General features: G+C 73.9%; 14 protein-coding genes. 6 read left to right on the forward strand and 8 right to left on the reverse strand.

From position 1 onward, the window contains the following. The first annotated feature begins 64 nt into the window (after window positions 1-64). Window positions 65-880 carry a uracil phosphoribosyltransferase gene (locus WMF29_RS13290; protein ID WP_437329182.1) on the forward strand — a complete coding sequence of 272 codons (816 nt, stop codon included), beginning with the start codon at window positions 65-67 and terminating at the stop codon, window positions 878-880. Between the two features lie 64 nt (window positions 881-944). Here WMF29_RS13290 and WMF29_RS13295 read toward each other — a convergent pair whose 3' ends face one another. Together WMF29_RS13295 and WMF29_RS13300 are read right to left on the reverse strand one after the other, a co-directional pair. Continuing rightward, window positions 945-2024 carry a hypothetical protein gene (locus WMF29_RS13295; protein WP_272103315.1) on the reverse strand — a complete coding sequence of 360 codons (1080 nt, stop codon included), beginning with the start codon at window positions 2022-2024 and terminating at the stop codon, window positions 945-947. A gap of 10 nt (window positions 2025-2034) precedes the next feature. Then, on the reverse strand, window positions 2035-4872 hold the full coding sequence (locus WMF29_RS13300; RefSeq protein ID WP_437329183.1) for a protein kinase domain-containing protein: 2838 nt from the start codon (window positions 4870-4872) through the stop codon (window positions 2035-2037). A gap of 141 nt (window positions 4873-5013) precedes the next feature. Here WMF29_RS13300 and WMF29_RS13305 point away from each other — a divergent pair, with 141 nt between their 5' ends. Then, the gene (locus WMF29_RS13305; RefSeq protein WP_437329184.1) at window positions 5014-6591 is read left to right on the forward strand and encodes a hypothetical protein; all 1578 of its coding nucleotides are present in this window, start codon (window positions 5014-5016) and stop codon (window positions 6589-6591) included. 72 nt (window positions 6592-6663) lie between these two features. Here the strand turns inward: WMF29_RS13305 and WMF29_RS13310 are convergent, their stop codons facing one another. The 4 genes from WMF29_RS13310 to WMF29_RS13325 all read right to left on the reverse strand — a co-directional run bounded on the left by WMF29_RS13310 (window position 6664) and on the right by WMF29_RS13325 (window position 10253). Beyond that, window positions 6664-7851: a CaiB/BaiF CoA transferase family protein gene (locus tag WMF29_RS13310; RefSeq protein ID WP_437329185.1), complete on the reverse strand. Its 1188-nt coding sequence runs from the start codon at window positions 7849-7851 to the stop codon at window positions 6664-6666. 41 nt (window positions 7852-7892) lie between these two features. Then, a complete protein-coding gene (locus WMF29_RS13315) occupies window positions 7893-8237 on the reverse strand; it encodes an SCP2 sterol-binding domain-containing protein (RefSeq protein ID WP_272103323.1) in 345 nt (114 codons plus the stop codon). A 201-nt stretch (window positions 8238-8438) separates the two neighbouring features. Further along, window positions 8439-9596 (reverse strand): IMP dehydrogenase, encoded by a 1158-nt coding sequence (locus tag WMF29_RS13320; protein WP_437329186.1) that lies wholly within the window; start codon window positions 9594-9596, stop codon window positions 8439-8441. Window positions 9597-9779: 183 nt separating this feature from the next. Further along, window positions 9780-10253 (reverse strand): biotin carboxylase N-terminal domain-containing protein, encoded by a 474-nt coding sequence (locus tag WMF29_RS13325; RefSeq protein WP_437331115.1) that lies wholly within the window; start codon window positions 10251-10253, stop codon window positions 9780-9782. A 160-nt stretch (window positions 10254-10413) separates the two neighbouring features. Between WMF29_RS13325 and xseA the strand changes: the two genes are divergently transcribed. From xseA to WMF29_RS13340, 3 genes are read left to right on the forward strand one after another with little or no spacing between them, the layout of a single operon-like run. Then, entirely contained in the window at window positions 10414-12138 is a 1725-nt protein-coding gene (xseA, locus tag WMF29_RS13330) for an exodeoxyribonuclease VII large subunit (RefSeq protein ID WP_437329187.1), read from the forward strand. Then, a complete protein-coding gene (locus WMF29_RS13335; protein ID WP_437329188.1) occupies window positions 12125-13111 on the forward strand; it encodes a shikimate dehydrogenase family protein in 987 nt (328 codons plus the stop codon). Before xseA ends, WMF29_RS13335 begins: the two co-directional genes overlap by 14 nt. After that, window positions 13108-15297 (forward strand): amylo-alpha-1,6-glucosidase, encoded by a 2190-nt coding sequence (locus tag WMF29_RS13340; protein ID WP_437329189.1) that lies wholly within the window; start codon window positions 13108-13110, stop codon window positions 15295-15297. Before WMF29_RS13335 ends, WMF29_RS13340 begins: the two co-directional genes overlap by 4 nt. A 31-nt stretch (window positions 15298-15328) precedes the next feature. On the opposite strand, the gene WMF29_RS13345 is transcribed toward WMF29_RS13340, so the two are convergent. After that, complete coding sequence (locus tag WMF29_RS13345) at window positions 15329-16252, reverse strand: DUF4123 domain-containing protein (RefSeq protein ID WP_437329190.1); 924 nt, start codon at window positions 16250-16252, stop codon at window positions 15329-15331. Window positions 16253-16477: 225 nt separating this feature from the next. Next, window positions 16478-18085, reverse strand: a complete 1608-nt coding sequence (locus tag WMF29_RS13350; RefSeq protein ID WP_437329191.1) for an oligosaccharide flippase family protein — start codon at window positions 18083-18085, stop codon at window positions 16478-16480. A gap of 86 nt (window positions 18086-18171) precedes the next feature. On the opposite strand from WMF29_RS13350, the gene WMF29_RS13355 reads away from it, so the two are divergent. After that, entirely contained in the window at window positions 18172-19473 is a 1302-nt protein-coding gene (locus tag WMF29_RS13355; RefSeq protein WP_437329192.1) for a glycosyltransferase, read from the forward strand. Window positions 19474-19578: the final 105 nt, after the last annotated feature.

Raw genomic sequence — 19578 nt, forward strand, 5'->3', positions numbered from 1 at the left:
GAGAGCACCGGCGCGCACCCGGAGGAATACCCCGCGCCGGGCCAGGTAGTGTAACAGAAAAACGATGGTCGACGTTGCGTACGCTGAGAGTCGATTCCGGCCCCCCGAAATCGCCCATCGGTACGGTCCGGGCGTGCACCTGCTCGATGACCCGCTCGCATGGACTCTGCTGGCTCGAGCCTGCTCCCCGGAGACGGTCCAGCCCGACGTCGGGCGCCTCGTCGGTGTTCTCTACCAGAACCTGGCGCGCGCCGTCCTCGCCGCCGAGCTGGGGCGCGCGCGCGTCGACGTCCCGACCCGGATGATCTCCTCCCACCCGGAGGCGGTCTATCGCGGCACCGCGCTTTCGCGCGCGACCAAGGCCGTCACCGTGGGCATCGCGCGCGCCGGGACGATGCCCTCCCAGGTCGTCTACGAGCTCATGAACGAGGTCCTCGACCCCGCGCTGGTGCGGCAGGATCACCTGTTCATGAGCCGGCAGACGAACGAGCAGGGCGAGGTCGTCGGCGCGACCTGGCACGACGCCAAGATCGGCCGCGACGTCGACGGGCGCCACGTGCTCTTCCCCGACCCGATGGGCGCCACCGGCTCGTCCATGGTCAGCGCCATGACGTACTACAAGACCGCGCTCGAGGGGCGGCCGGCCAAGTGCATCGCCATGCACCTCATCGTCACGCCCGAGTACATCCGCCGCGTCACCGAGGCTCACCCGGACGCCATCATCTACGCGCTCCGGCTCGATCGCGGCCTCTCGCCGGCGCGCGTCCTCAAGACCGAGCCGGGCACGCACTGGGACGAGGAGCGCGGACTGAACGGCATCCAGTACATCGTCCCGGGCGCCGGCGGCGTCGGCGAGATCCTCAACAACGCCTGGCTGTGAGCGCGCGGGCGTCGCCGCGGCGGCGCGACGCCGGGGCAGGCGCGGCCACCTCGCGCGCCCGCCGTCAGCGGCCGCGCTTCGAGCGGCGGTTGTGGCCGGCGGCGAGCGCGCGGTAGTCGATCTCCGCGTGCGGCCGGCTCACGGCGGGGCGCAGATCGCTGCAGAGCCGCGTGAGCTCCGCGACCATCGCGCCGAGATCGCTCGCGCCCGCGGCCCTGCGCTGCGCGAGCTCGCCGTAGGCGGCCGCGAGGGACGCGATGCCCCTGCCGGAGACGTGCCCGCGGCGCGATAGATCGACGTAGCTCCGCGCGAGCGCGACGCTGTCGAAATTGTGGGCGACGACCAGCGACTGCGCGACGCGGAGCACGGCGTGCGCCGCGATCCGGCCGTCCTCGTGGAGCACGAACGCCGCCTGCAGGTAGTTGTAGAAGGGGACGACCCGGTCGCCGAAGATCCGGAAATCCGAGGGCGAAGACTGGCGATCGAGGTGGATCAGGATGCGCTCGACGACGGGGCCCTTCTCGACGTAGCTCGCGAACCGGATCGCATCGAGGATGGTGTCGTCGTAGGCGTGCCCGAGCCGCATCACCTCGCCCAGCTCCAGCGGGGTGACCCGGCCCTCACAGACGTCCGCGTACAGCGAGTAGACGAACGCGTCGGCCTCCGCGTCGTCCCCGAGCAGCACCTCTCGGATCAGCGCGCCGCTCGGGTCGCGCTGATCCGAGAGCTCGCAGCGCCGCTGGAGCAGCGCGGGCAGCTTGTAGCCGAGCTGCCCGCGCAGCGCGCGGAAGCGCAGCCGGAGGATGTTCTGCAGGTTGGGCTTCAGCGTGAGCGACGCCCAGCGCGCGCCGTCGAGCCGCAGCTTCTGCTCGATGCGGGAGCGGAGCTGCTCCGGGCTGCCCGACAGGATGTGGGTCTCGACGCCCGCGCGGCCGAGCTCGCGCAAGAGCGACCCCGCGCCAGGCACGGTGCGCTTCTGATCCGGCCGCTCGATCGCGGTCCGCACGAGGTCGCGCAGCGTGTCGAAATCGGTCCGCAGGTAGGTCTTGTCGAGGTCCCACCGCGCGATGAACGGCGCGCGCGGCGGCGACGCCGCTGCGTTCGCCGGCGATCGGGGCCCTCGCGGTCGTTCCTCGTCGTTCACCGTCTCTCGCTCAGCGCGCCATCCACTCGCGCCGCATCTTGTCGAGCGACTGCACCACGTCGCTGTCGGCGCCCTGCCGGGCGAGGTCCATCGCCTCGCGGAGGTACATCGACGCCTCGCCCGTGCGCTCGCGCTGGTGCGCCACGTGCGCGAGCGCGCCCAGGACGAGCGCGCGATCCGGCCCGCCTGGGCCGGCGAGGTCGAGCGCCTCGCGCAGCACGCCGTCGGCGTCGGTCAGGTCGCCGGCGCGCGCGAGCGCCTCGCCGAGCTTCCGGCTGAAGATCAGGACGGCGCGCACCGGATCGTCGAGCTCGCCCCGGAAGATCTCCCGCCGCGCCAGATCGAGGCCGCGGCGCAGCGCGAGCACGCTTCCGGCGCTGTCCCCGCGCGCGGCGGAGCGGTCCGCCGCCTGCTCGAGGAGCATCAGCGCGACGAACGCGTTCTGCGCGTGGTAGGCGTGGATCGCCTGCACCTCGAGCGGCAGCGCGAGCGGGTCGCCCGCGCTGTCGAACGTCGCCTTGGCGTGCAGATCGCGCCGGACGCCGGCCGGGATCGTCGCGAGCGTCACGTCGCGGAGCAGCGGGTGCGCCGTGCGGATGCCGCTCGAGTGCTCCTCGATCATGCCCGCCGCCGCGAGCTTGCCGAGCAGGTCGTCGAAGGCGCGGATGTCCGGGAGCAGGCGCTGCAGCGTGGACCGGTCCGCCGCGTCGCCGATGACGGCGAGCGCCTGCAGCGTGCGGCGCGCGTCCTGCGGCAGCCGCTCGATCCGCGCGGCGACGAGGTCGGCCATCCGCGCGGGCGGATCGCTGCCCCCCTCGAGCGTGTAGCGGACCAGCTGGTCGATGTAGAGCGGCGGCACCGTCGCGGCCTCGCCGCCGAGGACGGCCGGGGTCGCCGCGCTCGGCGGCAGAGCCAGCGGGGTTTGATCGGCGGCGCCGTCCGACGGATCGCGCCGCGGCGACAGCCGCAGGCCGCCCACGCTCGGCGGCGTCTTGCGGGCGGCGCGGTGGTCGAGGCCCACGCTGCCGCGGAGAAGCGAGAGCGCGGTGTCCTTCGGGAGGCCGCCGAGCGCCCGCACGGCGCCGCCCCACTCGGGCTCGAAGCCCGGGGTGTGGCTGGCGACGATGAGCAGCGCCGCGAGCGGCGGCTCCGCGATCACGTCGGCGAACGCGTTCCGGCTCGCGCCGTCGACGGCGTGCAGATCGTCGATCGCGAGCAGGACCCGGTGCGGGAACGCTGTCTGCTGCGCGCGAGAGAGCGCCCAGCGCAGGGCCTCCGCGGCGATGAAGCGGCGATCGTCGGGCGACAGGCCCCCTGCCGTCGGCTTGTTCCACGCGTGCCTGCGCACGTCGCTCCCGCGATCGCCCTTGCCGAAGATCTCGAGCAGCCCGCGCCGCGCCTCCGGCGTCGCGCCGCTCCAGTTCGACGCGTTGCCGCCGTCGGGCGGGAGCTCGGCGAGCCCGGCGATCGCCCAGCGGAGCGCGTAGTAGCCGACCTCCGCGCCCCACGGGTCCGGGCCGGTCTGGATGACGATGTCGCCCCGGCTCGCGGCGACGTCGAGGAACTCGCGGAGGAGCCGGGTCTTGCCGACGCCGTGCTCGCCGACGATGCGCGCGGCGACGACCGAGCCCTCGACGTCGGCGAGGCAGGTGTCGAGCCACGCGAGGTCGTCCTCGCGCGCCGCGAACGGGAGCGGGAGCGTGGGGGCCGAGGGGGCGCGATCCCGCCGGGCGGCCTGGGGCGCCGCGCGCGGCGCAGGGGCGGGCGAGTGGGCCTGCGCGATCCTGGCGCCGCACTCGCCGCAGAACTTCTGGCCGCGCGGCACGATGGCCCGGCACGAGCCGCAGATGACCGTCGCGTCGGAAAACGAGAAGCGCCCCGAGGGCGTGTCGAACGTCCCGAGCGCGGCGCGCAGCGCCGCCGCGAACTCGTCCGCGGACTGGTAGCGCCGCGCGGCGTCCTTCTCGAGCGCCCGCAGCGTGACCTCGACGAGCGGCTCGGGGATCTCACGCTCCGGCGCGAGCAGGGCGGGATCGGGCGGCGGCAAGGAGAGGTGCATCAGCACCACCTGCGTCGGCGATTCCGCCTCGAACGGGAGCCGGCCGGTGAGCAGCTGGAACAGGATGACGCCGCACGCGTAGAGGTCGCTCCGCGCGTCGATCGGATCGCCCCGCCCCTGCTCCGGGGCCATGTAGTCCGGGGTCCCGCAGACGATGCCGGGGCTCGTGATGTTCGACGTCGCGACCTCCCCCTTCAGCTTCGCGAGGCCGAAGTCGACGACCTTCACGAAGTCGCCGCCCGAGCGCATCGGCTCGAGCACGATGTTCTCGGGCTTGAGATCGCGGTGGATGATGCCGAGGTGGTGCGCCTCGGCGAGCGCCGCGAGCACCTGGCAGAGGATGTCGACGATGCGGCGGAACGGGAGCGGGCCGTCCTCGTAGACGACGCGGGCGAGGTCGCGCCCGCGCAGGAACTCCATGACGAGGTAGAGCTGCCCGCCGTTCTTACCGAAGTCGATGACGCCGACCGAGTTCGGGTGGTTGAGGCGGCTCGCGGCGCGCGCCTCGGTGATGAACCGGACCGACGCGCTCTCGTCGCCGAGCAGGTGGGGATGGATGATCTTGACGGCCACGGTGCGTCCCAGGGCCTTCTGCTCGGCCCTGTACACGCGGCCCATGCCGCCCACCCCGACGAGCTCCAGGATCACGTAGTTGCCCGGGAGCGTCGTCCCGATCAGCGGATCGTCGGACGTCCGGTTGAACTCCGAGATCGGGAAGCCGCACACCGGGCAGAATTTGTGCGCCTGCTCGCACGGATTCGCGCATTGCGGGCAGACCACTGTGGACACGCGCGGGACCTTACCACGTTCGGGATAGCGATTGGAGTCGAGGTCTCCCTCGGCCCGCGGGGGCGCCGTCTGGAGGGGGCGGAGGGGCTCGTCCAGCCGTCTGTTAGGTCCTGGATCCTTCTTGGGGTAACCTCGGGCGCGATGGTTACGCCTCGCCTACGTCTCGGTCAGCTCCTGGTCGACGCGCGGATGATCACCCAGGACGCCCTCGAGAGGACCCTGGAGCAGCAGCGCACGGATGGCCGGCGGCTGGGGACGCTCCTTGTCGAGCAAGGTCTCATCAACGAAACCCAGCTGACGCAGATCCTGTCGCACCAGCTCGCTGTCCCCTGGGTGTCGCTCCTGCACATCGAGTTCTCGCGGCAGCTGCTCAACCTCGTCCCGCACGACGTGGCCGAGCGTTACTGCCTCGTCCCGATCTACGTTCGCCACGTCCGCAACCAGGGCGAGACGCTCTACGTCGCGATGGACGATCCGACGAACGAGGACGGCATGAAGGAGTGCATGGCGTTCTCCGGCCTTCCCGTGCGCGCGATGATCGCTCCGCCGAGCGACATCCGGAACGCGATCCGGGTCTATTACGGAGCGCGCGCCCGCTCGGTGCCGCCGCCCGCGCCCGCGAAGCAAGCCCAGGTGAGCGAGCCGCAGTCGCGGGCGCGCCCCGCCGATCTGCCGCCTCCGTCCGAGCTCTCCGGCGCGCCCGAGACCGCGCGCCACGCCGATGAGCCATCGTCGACGTCGACGTCGACGTCGACGCCGATGCCGACGTCGACGCCGGAGCCCTTGCTGCTCACCAGGCCGGTCATGCGATCCGGGTCGCGGCTGGTCGAGGATGCGGGGCCGGCGATCGAGACCTCCGACGTCGACCCCTCCGACGTGGGGGTCATGGATGACGAGCTGGCGTGGGAAGCGCCTCGCCCCGCGGCCAGGGAAGTCCGCAGCTCCCCGGAGGAGCGGCAGATCCGCGGCCGCCCGGACGAGCGCTCGCGGCCGACGTTGAAGGTCGCGCCGACGCCCGAGCTGCTCGCGGCGGCGCAGGCAGCGCGATCCGCGCAACCAGCGCAAGCTGCGCAGACGACGCAGGCAGCGCAGGCGCCGTCCACGCAGGCAGCGCAGGCGCCGTCCACGCAGGCAGCGCAGCCGGAGCGCCGGAAGACGCTGCGCCCGAGCGCCGCGCCGGGGCCCGCCGGCGACGCGGCGCCGAGCGTGGACGGGGCCCCGACGTCGAGCACGCCGGCCGCGGCCCTCCTCGGCGCCGTGCTCGGACGCGCCAGCGCTGCGGCGCGCGCCGTCCCGGAGAGCGTGCCCGACTACGGCGACGAGCCCCCGAGCGAGCGCGAGGTGCGCAACATCCCCGCGCCGCAAGGCCGCGGTCGCCGGCGGATGGTCTCGCTCACCCTCCTCGACGGGACGACGATCACGCTCCCCGCGCGCGGGAGCAAGTCCCAGCAGCAGCAGCAGCAGCCGCGGAAAGAGGCTCCGTCCCCCCGAGCCACCGCGGCCTCCGAGCCGCCTCCTCCTCCGACGGCGGACGACTCGGGCCTCACCGCGCGCGATCTCGTCTCCGCGCTGCGCGCGGTGTCGCACGGGGCCGACGCGAGCGAGATCCTCGGCAACAACGTGCGCTGGGAGGCGATGTTCGCCGCGCTCCTGTCGCTGATGCTCAAGAAGCACCTCATCGCCGACTGGGAGTTCGTCGACGAGCTGAAGAAGATCTGACGCGAAGCAGGAGCGCCGGTCGCCGCTGCCGGCGCGGCGCGCGCCGCGTTCGCGAACGGCGACCGGTGGCCGTCAGCGCGCCTCCCGCGCCGCTCCAGCGCGGATCAGCGCATCGATATCGCCTTCCGAGAAGCCCGCGTCGCGGAGCACGGCGCGCGTGTGCTCGCCGGCGCGAGGCGCGGGCGCGAACGCGACGCCCGCCGGCGTGACCGGCGTCCTGAGCTGGGGGATCCGGCCGCGCGGCGAGGCGATCTCGAACAGGAGATCGCGCGAGGCGAGGTGGGGATCCGCCGCGGCGCTCCGCGGATCGAGGACCGGCTCGAGGCAGCAGTCGCGCTCGGCGGCGAGGGCTTCCCACTCGGCGCGCGTCCTCTCCCGGACGACGGCGGCCAGCTTGCGCTTGAGCTCGGCCTGGTGCGGCCCGGGGACGAGCGCGCTCGGATCGGGATCGAGCCCGGCGCCCTCGCAGAACGAGACCCAGAACTTCGGCTCCAGCGCGGCGAGGGCCATCGCGTGCCCGTCCTTCGAGAGGTAGGTGTTGTACGGCGCGAGCCCGCCGGTGAGCGGCTCGCCGCCCGCCGCGCGCGACGTTTCCCCGGCCCCTCCTGCGCCGCTCGCGAGCGCGGCGGCGAGCGTGGGGAGGGCGAAGCCGAGCACGCCGTCGGTCATGGCGATGTCGAGCACCGCGCCCTGCCCGGTCCGCTCCCGCTCGCGCAGCGCGGCGAGGATGGCGATCACGCACCACATCCCGCCGCTCATGTCGGCCACCTGGAAGCCCGGTACCTGCGGCGGCCCCTCGGCGGGCCCCTGCGCGCCGAGGACCCCCGCGCGCGCGATGTAGTTCAGATCGTGCCCCGCGCGCGCCGCCAGGGCGCCCGTCTGACCGTAGCCGGTCAGCGCGCAGACGATGAGCCGCGGGTTGTCCGCGCGCAGCGCCGCGTGACCGAGCCCGAGCCGATCGAGCACCCCCGGGCGGAACTGGTCGAAGAGCACGTCGTAGCTGGCGACGAGCCGGCGGAAGGCGTCGCGACCCTCGGGCCTCTTCAGGTCGAGCAGGGCGCTTCGCTTGCCGCGGTTCAAGAGCTGGAACGCCGCGGATTCTCCGGCGATCTGCGGGGGGAGCTGGCGCAGGAGGTCCCCGCCGGCGACGTCTTCGATCCTGTCCACCGTCGCGCCGAGATCCGCGAGCACGAGGGTCGCGAAGGGGCCTGGCAAGAGCCTCGAAAGATCGAGGATGCGCGTGTCGGTGAGGGGGCGCACGGCGGCGCAGATGGTCTCGCCGGAGCTCCGCCGGCGCCGGATCAGCCCGCGTTGAGCTGGAACAGCTTCGGGAGCTTCATCGCGAGCATCTGGTTGCCCGTGACCTTCAGCTTGCCCGCGAAGAAGAGCTGCATCGAGTTGGCCTGCGGGTTCTCGTGCAGCTTCTGGAAATCCTCGCTGGTGAGCGAGATCGTGACATCCGCGTTGCCAGGGTTGCCCGAGGAGAGCTTGGGCCCGCTGTCGGACAGGTCGATCAGCCACTCGCCGCCGCCCTCGCCCGTCACGTTGATCTGGTACTTCCCGCCGATCTGCTTGGCCGCGTCGGTGTGCTTCGCCAGCGCAGCGGGCAGCTCCTCGTTGAACAGTTTCTGGATATCGACGGCCATGGATCGCCTCCGGATGTCGTGTGGGACGTGGTGACTTGAAATCGCCTGGATACCGAGCGCGGTTTACCCGTGCTCGCGCGCGGGAGTCAAGCGAAGCACGACGCCCGCGCACGGGCTCGTCGCTCCATCAGGACAGGCCCGGCGCGCTGTCCGTCGACCCATCAGGATAACCCTGGCGCTGCTGCGTTCACGGTCGATGCGTCATGCGCGCGCGCGCGGCGCCTGCGCGGCGGGCCGGGGCGCCTTGTCCAGCGCGGATCGGATCGGGACCATCAGCAGGCGATCGATGGCGACGCGCTGATCGGCGGGCGGCGGGCTCTCCGGTATGCCCTGCATCAGCCGGAGGTCGCGGAGCGCGCCGCGATCGAGCGGGCCGAGCGATGCCCCCAGCCCGTCGAGCGCCGGCGTCATCGCGGGGAGGAGGCAGACGAGGGAGAGCTCGTTGGTACCCTGGCGCACCCACGTTCCCTGGTACACCGCGATCGCCTGCCCGAGCGCCTCCTGGAAGACGAACGCGCGCCACTCGAGCGGCGCCGTCAGATCGAAGACGCGGCCCCCGGCGCGGAGCTCCCGGCTGTCGAGGCCGAGGGCGGCGCCGCGCGCGTCGGTCAGGAGGAAGCGATCGAGGCACCCGGGCGAGCGCAGCGTGAGCTCCTCGAGGAGCGCGGCGAGCGCCGCGGGGCTGAGCGAGATCGGCTCGCCGTCCGGGCCGATCGCCTCGAGCCCGACCTCGTCGGAGCCCACGACCGACGCGTGGTCGAGGAGCGCGGCGAAGGTGCGCCGCGAGGGGCCGTCGAAGCCGGCCCCGATGGAGGACATCCCGGCGCTGGAGCTGAGCAGGGCGACGATGCGATCGCGCCGCGGCGTAGCGAGGAGCGTGACGCCGAACCGCTCGCGGGTGGTGAGCAGCACGTGCGGCGCAGCGCTGCCCTGGCCTCGAAGGAGCAGCTGATCGCCCTCGAGGCTCAGCCCGCGGCGGCTCACCTGCGGAGGGGGCAGGTGGTGCCGTCGTCCCCGCGCCAGCAGCGTGACCGCCGCCGTCACGAGGGCGACCGGCAACAGCGCACGGAGCATCAGGCCGCGCGCGGTCACCACCAGCACGAGCGCGGCCAGGAAGAGCGGGATCGCCCAGCGCCGCCGGGTGTCCGTGCCCCCCGCCGGCGTCACGTCGGGAGCGGTCGCGTCGAACCACCGGGCTCGTGGAGAAGGCGTCACGGCGGCGTCGCTCACCGGCTCGCCCGCGCGCTGCGTCGCCGACCTGCCTGTCGCAGAGGGAGGCTCGTGGGCTCGGACCTCGATCGGCGGGAGCATCGCGACGGACCCAAGCGGGTCCTTCTGGCCCTTCGCCTCGCGTCCCATCGCACCTCCACCCCGGCCGAAAGTTCGCGGTAGAATAGCATTGACCGAGGCCGGAGCGAGGGGACTTTGGACAACGCGCTGCGTAGGTGGCTGCGCGTTGTTGGCGCCCCGGTCTGTTACGATCGGTTGCGACCCCGTACGACCTGTTACGACCCGTTACGCGCGGTTACGACCTGTTACGACCTACCGAGGACGTCCCCGGCGGGTCGCGGATGGCACGCGCTGCGACGTGTCACGCCGCGTTGCAGGACGCGCATGCGGGCGATCGCGCTCCCATGGGAGCGGCTGCGGCAAGGGGCGCGCTGGTGAGGGCGGCCGGCTTCTGCGAGGGCAATCAAGGCAATCCCTCCTCGGCAAGGAGGAACCCGACGAGGTCCGCTCGCCTCGCATGCTTCCTCGAACTCGCGGCTTTCCGTACCCGAAATGGATAGCGCCCGCCTCGGAACGCCTGGTGACGCAGGGGATCCGGCCGAAGCGGAGGTAGCTCTCGGACGCAGGCGCGGGGCCGATGGCGTACGACGCGCTCGCGAGGCGGACATGGAGGCCGTCGCGGTCTGCGTCGCTGCAGACGGCGATGCGCCGGAGGCCGGCCTCATGCAGCGATCGGAGGACTCGGACGGCGATCTCGCCGCCGCAGGAGAGGAGGACCTTACGGATCGCGAGCTGGCCCTCTCACACGAAATCGCCTCCGCGAACGGACTGTCGCTCCGCCGCTCCGCGCCGAGCCTCGCAGCGCGGCCGACGGCGGGCTCGCCTGACGCGGGATCAGGCCCGCGAGAGTCTTTCCACAGGCCGAGCAAAAGGGTACGTCTGCCCTGTGCAGCGCCGCGATATCCCGCCCGAGCTCTCGTTCGCGGCCCTTCCCGTCGCCGAGCCTCGCGAGCTCACGAGCCCGCCGCCCTCGCGCCGCCAGCGGGGCGCCGAGCCGGAGGTGGTCTCGGTCGCGGAGCTGGATCGCCGACTGAAGCGGATCCTCGAGGGATCGACCGCGGACGTGCGCGTCGAGGGCGAGATCTCGGGCCTGCGCGTCGTGGGCAGCGGCCACGCCTACTTCACGCTCAAGGACGAGAGCGAAGAGGCGGCCATCGACTGCGTGATGTACAGGACCGCGGCGCCGCGCGCGCGGAAGCTGCTCGCCGATGGAGCGCGCGTCGTGCTCACGGGCCGCGCCACCGTCTACGTGCCTCGGGGCCGGCTCCAGTTCTCCGCGGACGACGCGCGCCTCGCCGGCCGCGGCGCGCTCCTCGAGGCGCTCGCCCGCCTCAAGGAGAAGCTCGCCGCCGAAGGGCTCTTCGCGCCGGAGCGCAAGCGCAAGCTGCCCGTCGATCCGCAGATCATCGGCGTCGTCACGAGCGGCGACGGCGCGGCGATCCACGACATCGTGACCGTCGCGTTCCGCCGCGGCGGGGCCCGGCTGATCCTCGCGCGCACGCCGGTCCAGGGCGCCGGCGCAGGGCAGCGGATCGTGCGCGCGATCTCGCTGCTCGAGGAGTTCCCGGGCATCGAGGTGATCATCGTGGGGCGCGGGGGCGGCTCGGCCGACGACCTCAGCGCGTTCAACGAGGAGATCGTCGTCCGGAAGGTCGCGGCCGCGCGGGTGCCGATCGTGAGCGCCGTCGGGCACGAGATCGACGTCGCGCTGACCGACCTCGCCGCCGACGCGCGCGCCGCCACGCCCTCGCAGGCTGCAGAGATGCTCGTCGCGGACGCTGCCGCGCGGCGCGCGGCGCTGGAGCACCTCGAGGCCCGAATGCGCCGCGCGATCGCGCACCGGATCCGGGGCGCTCGGGCCGATCTCGACCGGCAGCGCGCCCGGCTCGGCTCGCCCGCGCAGATCCTGGCGGAGCCCCAGCAGCGCATCGACGACGCCATGGCGAGGCTCCGGCGCCGCATGGAGCGCATCCTCGTCGAGGACCGCGCCGCGCTCCAGCGCCTCGAGCGGAGGCTCGCCGCGCGCCACCCGCGCGCGGTGCTCGCGGGCGCCCGCGGGGCGCTCCGGCCGCTGTCGGTGCGCCTCGGCGCCGCCGCGCACCGCCACGTCGCCCTCCTGCGGGAGGGCTTCGCGGGCGACGTGGCCCGGCTCGAGGCGATGTCGCCGCTCCGCGTGCTCGCGCGCGGCTACGCCATCGCGACGGACGCGTCGGGGCGCGCGGTCCGCGATCACCGCGAGGTCGCGCCGGGCGATCCGATCGCGGTGCGCGTGCACCACGGCGCGCTGCTCGTGCGGGTCGTCGTCACCGCGGGTCCGGACGAGCCGCTCGTCGAGGGCCACGGGCCCGCGCCGGCAGCGGCGGCCGCGTCGGCCGCGGCGGCGCCCGCGCCGCCTGCGCGCCAGGGCGGCGGCCCGCGCGCCGCGTCCGGCCGCGCGCCGAGGCGCAAGAGGGCGCAGCCCGGCGCGCCCGCGTGCGAGCAGCTCGGGCTCGGCTTCGCGGCCGAGGAGCGCGCCCCGACCCTCGGTCGCACGGGCGCCGCCGGCCAGGTCTCGGTGGGGCAGGGCGGCGCGGAGGCCGGCCCTGAGGAGAGGCACCATGTCGAACGCTGAGCGGCGAATGTTCGGTCTTGTCGGGCACCCGGTGGGCCACTCGGTCTCGCCGGCGATGCACTCGGCCGCGTTTCGGGCGCACCACCTGCCGCACATCTACAGCGCCTTCGACGTGCCCACCGGCCCGGAGCTCGCGCGCTTCGTCAGCGACATCCGCAGCGGCCTCATCGCCGGCGCGAACGTCACGATCCCGCACAAGCGCGCGATCATGTCGATGGTCGACGACGTGGACGCGAGCGCGGCCGACGTCGGCGCCGCGAACGTCCTCTGCGCGACGGAGGCGCGGCGCGTGACGGCGTACAACACCGACGTGGCCGCGCTCCGCGACGAGCTCGCGCTGCTCCTGGGATCCGCCCCGCCCCGCTTGGACGATCCGGAGGGGCCGTACGGCGCGCGCTCGAGCCCGCGCCAGCGCGCGGTGATCATCGGCGCGGGCGGCGCGGCGTTCGCGGCGATCGCCGCGTGCAAGATGCTCGGCTATCACCTCATCAGCGTGACCACCCGCTCGTGGACAAGCACCGAGGCGATGCTCGAGTCGCCCGCGGGGCAGCGCGCGTCCGAGCTCGGCGCGCTCACCGCGCCCTGGCCGATCCCGACCGACAGGTCGATCAGCAGCAAGTCCTCCGTGGCGCTGCGGCTCAACTGGAGCGAGTTCACCGTCGCCGCCGACCTGATCATCCAGGCCACGAGCGCCGGCATGCTCGGGGGGCCGCCCGGGGAGGAGGTCACGAGCATCATCCCGTGGGACGCGCTCTCGCCGAGCGTGTGCCTCTACGACCTCGTCTACAACCCCCCGGTGACGCCCTTCCTCCGGACGGCGCGCGAGAGAGGGCTCCGCGCCGACGGCGGGCTCGGGATGCTGGTCGGCCAGGCGGCGCAGTCCTTCACGCTCTGGACCGGCCTCCCGGCGCCGGTCGAGGTGATGCGCGCCGCCGCCGAGGACTCGCTCAGGAAGGCAACCGGCGGTCGATGAGCTCGGACGGATCCCGGCGGAATTCCCCGACCCACGACGCGCTGTCGTCCACGCCCGCGGCGCCCCGCGGCCAGGGCGCCGCGCTGGAGCACGCCTCGCCGTGGCCGCACGTCGAGGTGCGGGGCCAGTTCTCGATCGCGCGCAAGGAGTGGCTGCACACGAACGGCGCGGGGGCCTACGCGAGCTCGACGATCGCCGGCATGCACACCCGCCGCTACCACGGCCTGCTCGTCGCGGCCCTCGACCCTCCGCGGCGCCGGCACGTCATGCTCTCGCACGTCGACGCCTGCGTCCGCCCCGTCCGGCAGCAGGGCGCGCCGTCCGAGCGCCGCGCCTCGTGGCCGCGCTGGGACCTCGCCAAGCACCAGTTCCCGGGCATCGATCCGGAGAGCAGCTCGTTCTACCTCGAGCGCTTCGATCAGGATCCGCTCCCGCGCTGGGCGTACGCCGTCCCGGGCGGCGAGCTCGAGGTGACGCTCGGCCTCGTGCGCGGCGAGAACGCCGCCGTCCTCCGCTATGCCTGGAGCGGGGCGGATCCGGTGATGCTGACGCTGCGCCCGCTCCTCGCCGCCCGCCACATTCACCAGCTGCTCCGCGAGAACGGCGGGATCTCCCAGAAGGTCGAGCTGCGCGCAGGGGCGGCGCGCGGCGAGCCCGGCTCGGGTCGGGACCGCCCCGTGATGGGCGAGGTCCGGGTGCAGCCGAACCGCGCGTTGCCGAGGATCTGCTTCCGTTACCAGGGCACGTTCGTCGGCTCGCAGGACTGGTGGCGGCGCTTCGAGTACCTCGGCGAGCAGGATCGGGGCCTCGACTTCCTCGAGGATCTCTGGACGCCGGGCCATTTCGAGACGGTGATCGGCACCGAGCCCGTTCACCTGCTCGTGGCGGTGGGCGCGCTGCCCGAGGACGAGCCGGAGAACCTCCTCGCGGCGGCGAGCGCGGCGATCCGCGCCGAGGACCCGGGGCCCCGGCGCCCGCTCCTGGAGCGGAAGCTCTCCATCGCGGCCGAGGCGTTCCGCGCCGACGCGGCCGCGCGGCCCGGCGTCATCGCGGGCTACCCCTGGTTCGAGGTGTGGGGCCGCGACGCACTGATCTCCCTGCCCGGCCTCTACCTCGTGCCGCGCAAGACCGAGGCCGCGATCCGCGTCCTCCGCTCGATGATCGACGCCATGCAGGACGGCCTCGTGCCGAACCGGCTCCCCGACGCGGGCGAGCCCGCGGACTTCCACGCGGCCGACGCGACCCTCTGGCTGTTCGAGGCGGCTCGCCTGCTCGCGGACGCTGTCGGCGACACGCACCCGTTCGTGACGGGCGAGCTGCTCGGCGCGCTGCGCGACGCCTTCGAGGCCGCCGTGCGCGGGACCCGGAACGGGATCCACGTCACGGCCGACGGCCTCTTCGCCGCCGGGCGCCTCGGCGATGGCGCCGTCGACGGGCTCACGTGGATGGACGCGCGCGTCGCGGGCCGCGCGGTGACCCCGCGCGCCGGTTGCCCGGTCGAGCTCACGGCGCTGTGGGCGAAGGGCTCGGAGACGCTCGCGCGTCTCGCGCGGGCCGCCGGCGACGATCGGCTCGCGGGGCGGGCGGAGGCGGCCGCGCGCGCGGCGCGCCAGGGCTTCGCCGCCCGCTTCTGGTGCGAGGAGACCGGCTACCCGTACGACGTCATCTCGGAGCACGCGGAGGGGGAGGGCGCGTTCCGCGACGCGTCGATCCGCCCCAACGCGCTGATCGCCGTCGCCGTGGATCCCGCCTGCTTCACGCCGGAGCGGGCCGCGTCGCTGCTCGAGCGGGTCCGTCTGGAGCTCGTGACCCCCGCCGGCGTGCGCACGCTCTCGCCGGCCGATCCGGGCTACGCCCCCCGGTACCAGGGAGGCCCCGAGGCGCGCGACACCGCCTACCACCAGGGCACGGCCTGGCCGTTCCTGCTCGGGTTCTACGCGCGCGCCGCCCGGCGCTTCTCCACGCTCGGCGAGCACGTGATCCCGCTGCTGCATCGGCTCGCGGCCTCCGCGGCCGCGAACGAGATCGCGCTCGGCCAGGTGCCCGAGATCGCCTCCGGCGAGCCGCCGCACCACCCTGGTGGCAGCTTCGCGCAGGCCTTCAGCGTGGCGGAGCTCCTGCGCCTCATCGCCTGGGATCTGCCCGCCCTGGACCCGGGCAGCGCCGCGGGCGCGCCGCCGCGCTGATCCACGCCGGCCCGCGGGGCCGGCTGCGCCTTCAGCCTTCGCGCTCCAGCGCCGACTCCTCGCGCAGCGCCTTGCCGCCCCGGGCGGTGAAGCGGAGCAGCTTCCCTGGATCCTCGGCCTCCATGGCGAAGGCCTCGACCTCCTCGAACAGCGCCTCGAGCTTTCGAGGACCGCACGTGGGCAGGAAGCCGCGGAGCACGCGTGGGTCGTAGAACCGGAAATACTGCTGCTTGCCTGTCCCGCTCTCGACCAGGAGAAATCGGCGGAGGTGCTTCCGCACGTCGCCGAACGGGCGGTCGCTCGTCAGGAAGACGCCCCAGCAGTCGCCCCAGCCTCCGTCGACCAGCGCGTCGAGCAGCCTGGACCCGTGCGGCAGGTGCACGAGCGTGGGGCCGACGTCCGCGAGGATCTCGCCCTGGAAGCCGGTGTAGAGCGAGGCGGTCTGCTCGCCCGCCTCGCCGAGCAGCAGGCGGATGCGCGGGTCGCGGGCGGCGTCGACCACCGCGAAGAGGGGCGAGCGCTCCTGCCGGAGCCGCGCCCGCGCCGACGCGGCGAACGGCGCCCCCGTCGCGAGCGCCGCGGTCCTCCGCGCGCGGCGCGAGGGCGGCGCCGGCTCGGTCGGCGCGTAGCGGCGGCCCACCTCGCGGCGCGCCACCGCGAACAGCGTCCCCCCCGCGCGGATCTCGTCGCCGTCCCGGAGCGACACCTCGCGCGCCCGCTCTCGGTTGACCTGCGTCCCATTGCGGCTCCCCAGGTCGCGGAGGAGATAGCTGCCGTCGATCTGCTCCACCGAGAAATGCAGCGCAGAGAGCTCGCCGTCGCTCGTGATCGAGAGATCCGACTCGGGCGCGCGGCCGACGAGCAGCGGACGGTCGCCTGGGATACGCGCCGTCTGCCCGGCCAGGGGGCCCGAGATGACCCGGAGGACGAGCCCTGCTTCCTGGTCTTCGCTCATGGTCGTCTCCATCGCACAAGGCGCCGATGAGGCCGGCAAGTAAGCCTAGAACACCGATCGGCGGGAAATCCACCCGAAGGCGGGCGCCACGAGGGAGACGACCGGACGACTGTCAATCTTTTCCTCCTTCCGGGCGAGGGCCCTTTGAAGCAGTCTGCGCTGATTCCGCGCCGGCAGCCCTCGTTCGCCGCCCGAGACAGCGAGGGTGTGACGCGCGCGGACGCGTCAGCCGGGGCGACTGCGCAGCGGTTCGAGGCGCAGCCAGCGCGCCACGAACGCCCGGTCCTCGGGAGCGAGCACGCCGGTGACCCGCGCGGCCACGAGGTAGAGGCCCGCGTAGAGCGGGACGCAGAGCGTGAGGCAGAGCGCGGGGCGCCTATCGGTCGCGCCCGTGAGCAGGAACGCGGCGAGCGGCGCCGCGGCCACGATCGCGGTGGCAGCGACGCGCCCGTAATGGCCCCACGGGAAGACGCCGCGGAGGCCCACGCCCGAGAAGCGAGCGATGCAGGCCACCGTCGCGGTGATCACGACCACCTGGGTCAGGACGGCCGAGAGCGGCGCGCCGACCATGCCGATCGTGGGCAGGAGGACCAGGTTCGCCGCGGTGTTGAACACCATCGACAGCACCTGGATCCGCAGGATGAACGACGTCTTGCCGAACGCCATCAGCATGATCGCGTACGCGGTCACGCGCAGCGGCAGGAGCGCGGAGTAGATGCGGAACGGCACGGCGGCGCCGGCGTAGGCGTCGCCGTAGATGGTGCGCATGAGCGGCTCGGCGAAGAGGAGGAGGAACGCCGCGACCGGGAGCATGATCAGCGTCGTCTTGCGGATGCCCGAGTGCCACAGGTCGATCGCCGCCCGCGCGCCCTCCGCGGGCGTCCGCCCGTTCTCGACGCGGGCGACGAGGTCCGGGAGCATCGTCGAGGCGACGGAGTAGGCGAGGACGCCGACGAGCGGGAGCTCCTGCGAGCCGACGGAGAACTCGGCATACAGGCCCGCGCTGAAGAACAGGCCGATGACGAACTTGTCGAGCTTCTGGTTGAAGAGGCCGGCGAAGCGCGTCACCGAGAGCGGGAGCGCGTAGGCGAGCTGCGCCCTGACGCCGCCAGGGAACGGGGCCGCGGCGACGTCCTGGAACAGCCGCGCGTAGAGCCGGTACGAGAGCCCGAGCCGGAGGGCCTGCGCCGCGCACTGGGCGGCCACGATCCAGGCGATCGAGCACCCGAGCGCCGCGGGGACGATCGCGCCCGCGGCGCTCGAGAGCGTGACGATCAGCGCGACCCCCGCCGACTTGCGGTGGTTGTTCGTCGCGATGAAGAGCGGGCCGAACACGCTCGCCGGATAGGAGATCACGCTCATGAGGCCGATGAGCAGGAGGAGCCGCGTGACGCCCTCGCGGCCATCGAGGAAGACGCTGGGGACCAGGGCGAACACCGAGAAGGCCAGCGCGGAGAGCGCCCCGAGGCCGACCAGGAGCAGCATGCTCTGCCGCACCAGCCCGCGGAGCTCGGCGCGGGTCACCTTGGGCGCGAAATAGAGGAACGACTCCGGGAGGTAGAGCTGCGCGAGATCGCGCCCCGTCATGAACAGCATCGTCGCGAACGCGAGCACGCCGTACTCGGCCTTGCCGAGCAGCCGCACCACGACGACGCCCTGCACGAGGACGATGAGCGTGTTGACGAACTGCCCGCCGACGATCATCCCGATCCGGTCGGCCAGCGACGTGCCCTGCGCCTCGCCCGGGCGCGGCGCCTCCTTGGCAGCCGGCGCGACCTCCGGGGCCCGCGAGGGCGCGCTCGGCTCGACCGGGGCGGGCTGCTCGTCCTGCATGGCGGCTCGGTAGCACATGCGCGGGCAGGAGCGGCCTCCCGAGGCGAGCGCGTGGCGCGAGGGTCGGCCGTGATATAGGCGCGGCCATGAGGCGCGCGCTCCTCGTGAGCTACTACTTTCCACCGCGGTTCAGCGTCGGCGGTAAGCGCGCGTACCGCTTCGCGAAATTTCTGCCGGAGCACGGCTGGGCAGCGACGGTGCTCACCGCGAGGCCGCCTCCAGAGGAGCGGCTGGATCCTTCGTTCGCGGAGGGCTCGCTTCCTGCGGGCGACGTGCGCCGCGACTACCTCTCCGAGGCCGAGCTCGCGCGCATGCCGCGCCGGGTGCTCGGATCGGATGGCACCGTGGAGGCGCCGACCGAGGCCGCGCCGCCGATCGCGCGCCGCAGGGGCCTCGCGCGCCTCGCCGCCGAGGTCCGCTACGTCCCGGTGATCGGACCGAACACGGGGCGCGTCCCGGCCCTGGCGGTCCGCGTCGCGCGCCTCGCCCGCGAGGTCGGCGCCGAGGTGATCTTCGCGAGCGGGGCGCCGTGGGAGGCCGTGCTCGCGGGCGTGCTGGCCGGCAGGGCCATCGGCCGGCCCGTGGTCGTCGACTTCCGCGATCCGTGGTCGTTCGGCCCGGTGATGGCGACGCGGCCCGCGTGGAGCCGCGCGGCCGCGGCGCTCGTCGAGCGGGCCGTGGTGGGCGCCGCCGCGGCCTTCACGGTGACGTCCGAGATGACCCGCGACGCCTACGCCGAGCGGGGGATCGCGCGCCGCGTCGAGTGCATCCGGACGGGCTTCGATCCGGACGCGGCGGTCGCCCCGCGGCGCGGCGAGGCGGTGACGCTCGTGCACTTCGGCAACTGCTACAGCGAGCGCACCCTCGCGCCGTTCGTCCGGGCGCTCGCGGCCGTCGCGCGCCGGAGGTCGCTCGGCCCGGGCGCGATCCGGCTGCTCAACCTGGGGCGCGTCGCGAAGAGCGACCTCCGCCTCGCCGAGGAGCTCGGGGTGTCGCGGCTCTTCGAGCACCGCACGGTGCTGCCGTACGCCGAGGGGCTCGGCATCGTCGCGGGCGCCGACCTGGCGCTGCTCACCGGCTTCGGCGACGAGCCCCACCTCTTGCCAGGCAAGCTCTACGACTACCTCCTCGCGCGCGCGCCCATCCTCGCGGTCTCGCCGTCCCCCGAGGTCGCGCGCATCCTCGACGCGACCCGCCTCGGCTGGACGCACGCGGCCGGCGACGCCGCGGCGATCGAGCGCCGCATCGAGGACGCGCTCGACGCGCGCGCGGCCGGCCGGCCGCTCGTCGAGCCCGATCACGCGGCGCTCTCCGCGCTGAGCGCGCGCGCCAGCGCGGGGGTGCTGGCGGGCCTCTTCGAGCGCGTCGCGGCGAGCCACAGGCGCTGACGCGGCGCTCTCCGCGCTGAGCGCGCGCCTGAAGCCGCGCCCTCCGCGCTGGGCGCGCGCGCCTGAAGCCGCGCTCTCCGCGCTGAGCGCGCGCGCCGACGCCGC

The organism is Sorangium sp. So ce381 (genome assembly GCF_051473845.1).
In the GTDB taxonomy this organism is placed as follows: domain Bacteria; phylum Myxococcota_A; class Polyangia; order Polyangiales; family Polyangiaceae; genus Sorangium; species Sorangium atrum.

Bases quoted from the DNA above. Each gene is read 5' to 3' on its own strand.
- WMF29_RS13290 (WP_437329182.1), top strand. From the start codon at position 65: ATGGTCGACGTTGCGTACGCTGAGAGTCGATTCCGGCCCCCCGAAATC.
- WMF29_RS13305 (WP_437329184.1), top strand. From the start codon at position 5,014: ATGGTTACGCCTCGCCTACGTCTCGGTCAGCTCCTGGTCGACGCGCGG.
- WMF29_RS13315 (WP_272103323.1), bottom strand. From the start codon at position 8,237: ATGGCCGTCGATATCCAGAAACTGTTCAACGAGGAGCTGCCCGCTGCG.
- WMF29_RS13320 (WP_437329186.1), bottom strand. From the start codon at position 9,596: ATGGGACGCGAGGCGAAGGGCCAGAAGGACCCGCTTGGGTCCGTCGCG.
- WMF29_RS13335 (WP_437329188.1), top strand. From the start codon at position 12,125: ATGTCGAACGCTGAGCGGCGAATGTTCGGTCTTGTCGGGCACCCGGTG.
- WMF29_RS13340 (WP_437329189.1), top strand. From the start codon at position 13,108: ATGAGCTCGGACGGATCCCGGCGGAATTCCCCGACCCACGACGCGCTG.
- WMF29_RS13345 (WP_437329190.1), bottom strand. From the start codon at position 16,252: ATGAGCGAAGACCAGGAAGCAGGGCTCGTCCTCCGGGTCATCTCGGGC.
- WMF29_RS13350 (WP_437329191.1), bottom strand. From the start codon at position 18,085: ATGCAGGACGAGCAGCCCGCCCCGGTCGAGCCGAGCGCGCCCTCGCGG.
- WMF29_RS13355 (WP_437329192.1), top strand. From the start codon at position 18,172: ATGAGGCGCGCGCTCCTCGTGAGCTACTACTTTCCACCGCGGTTCAGC.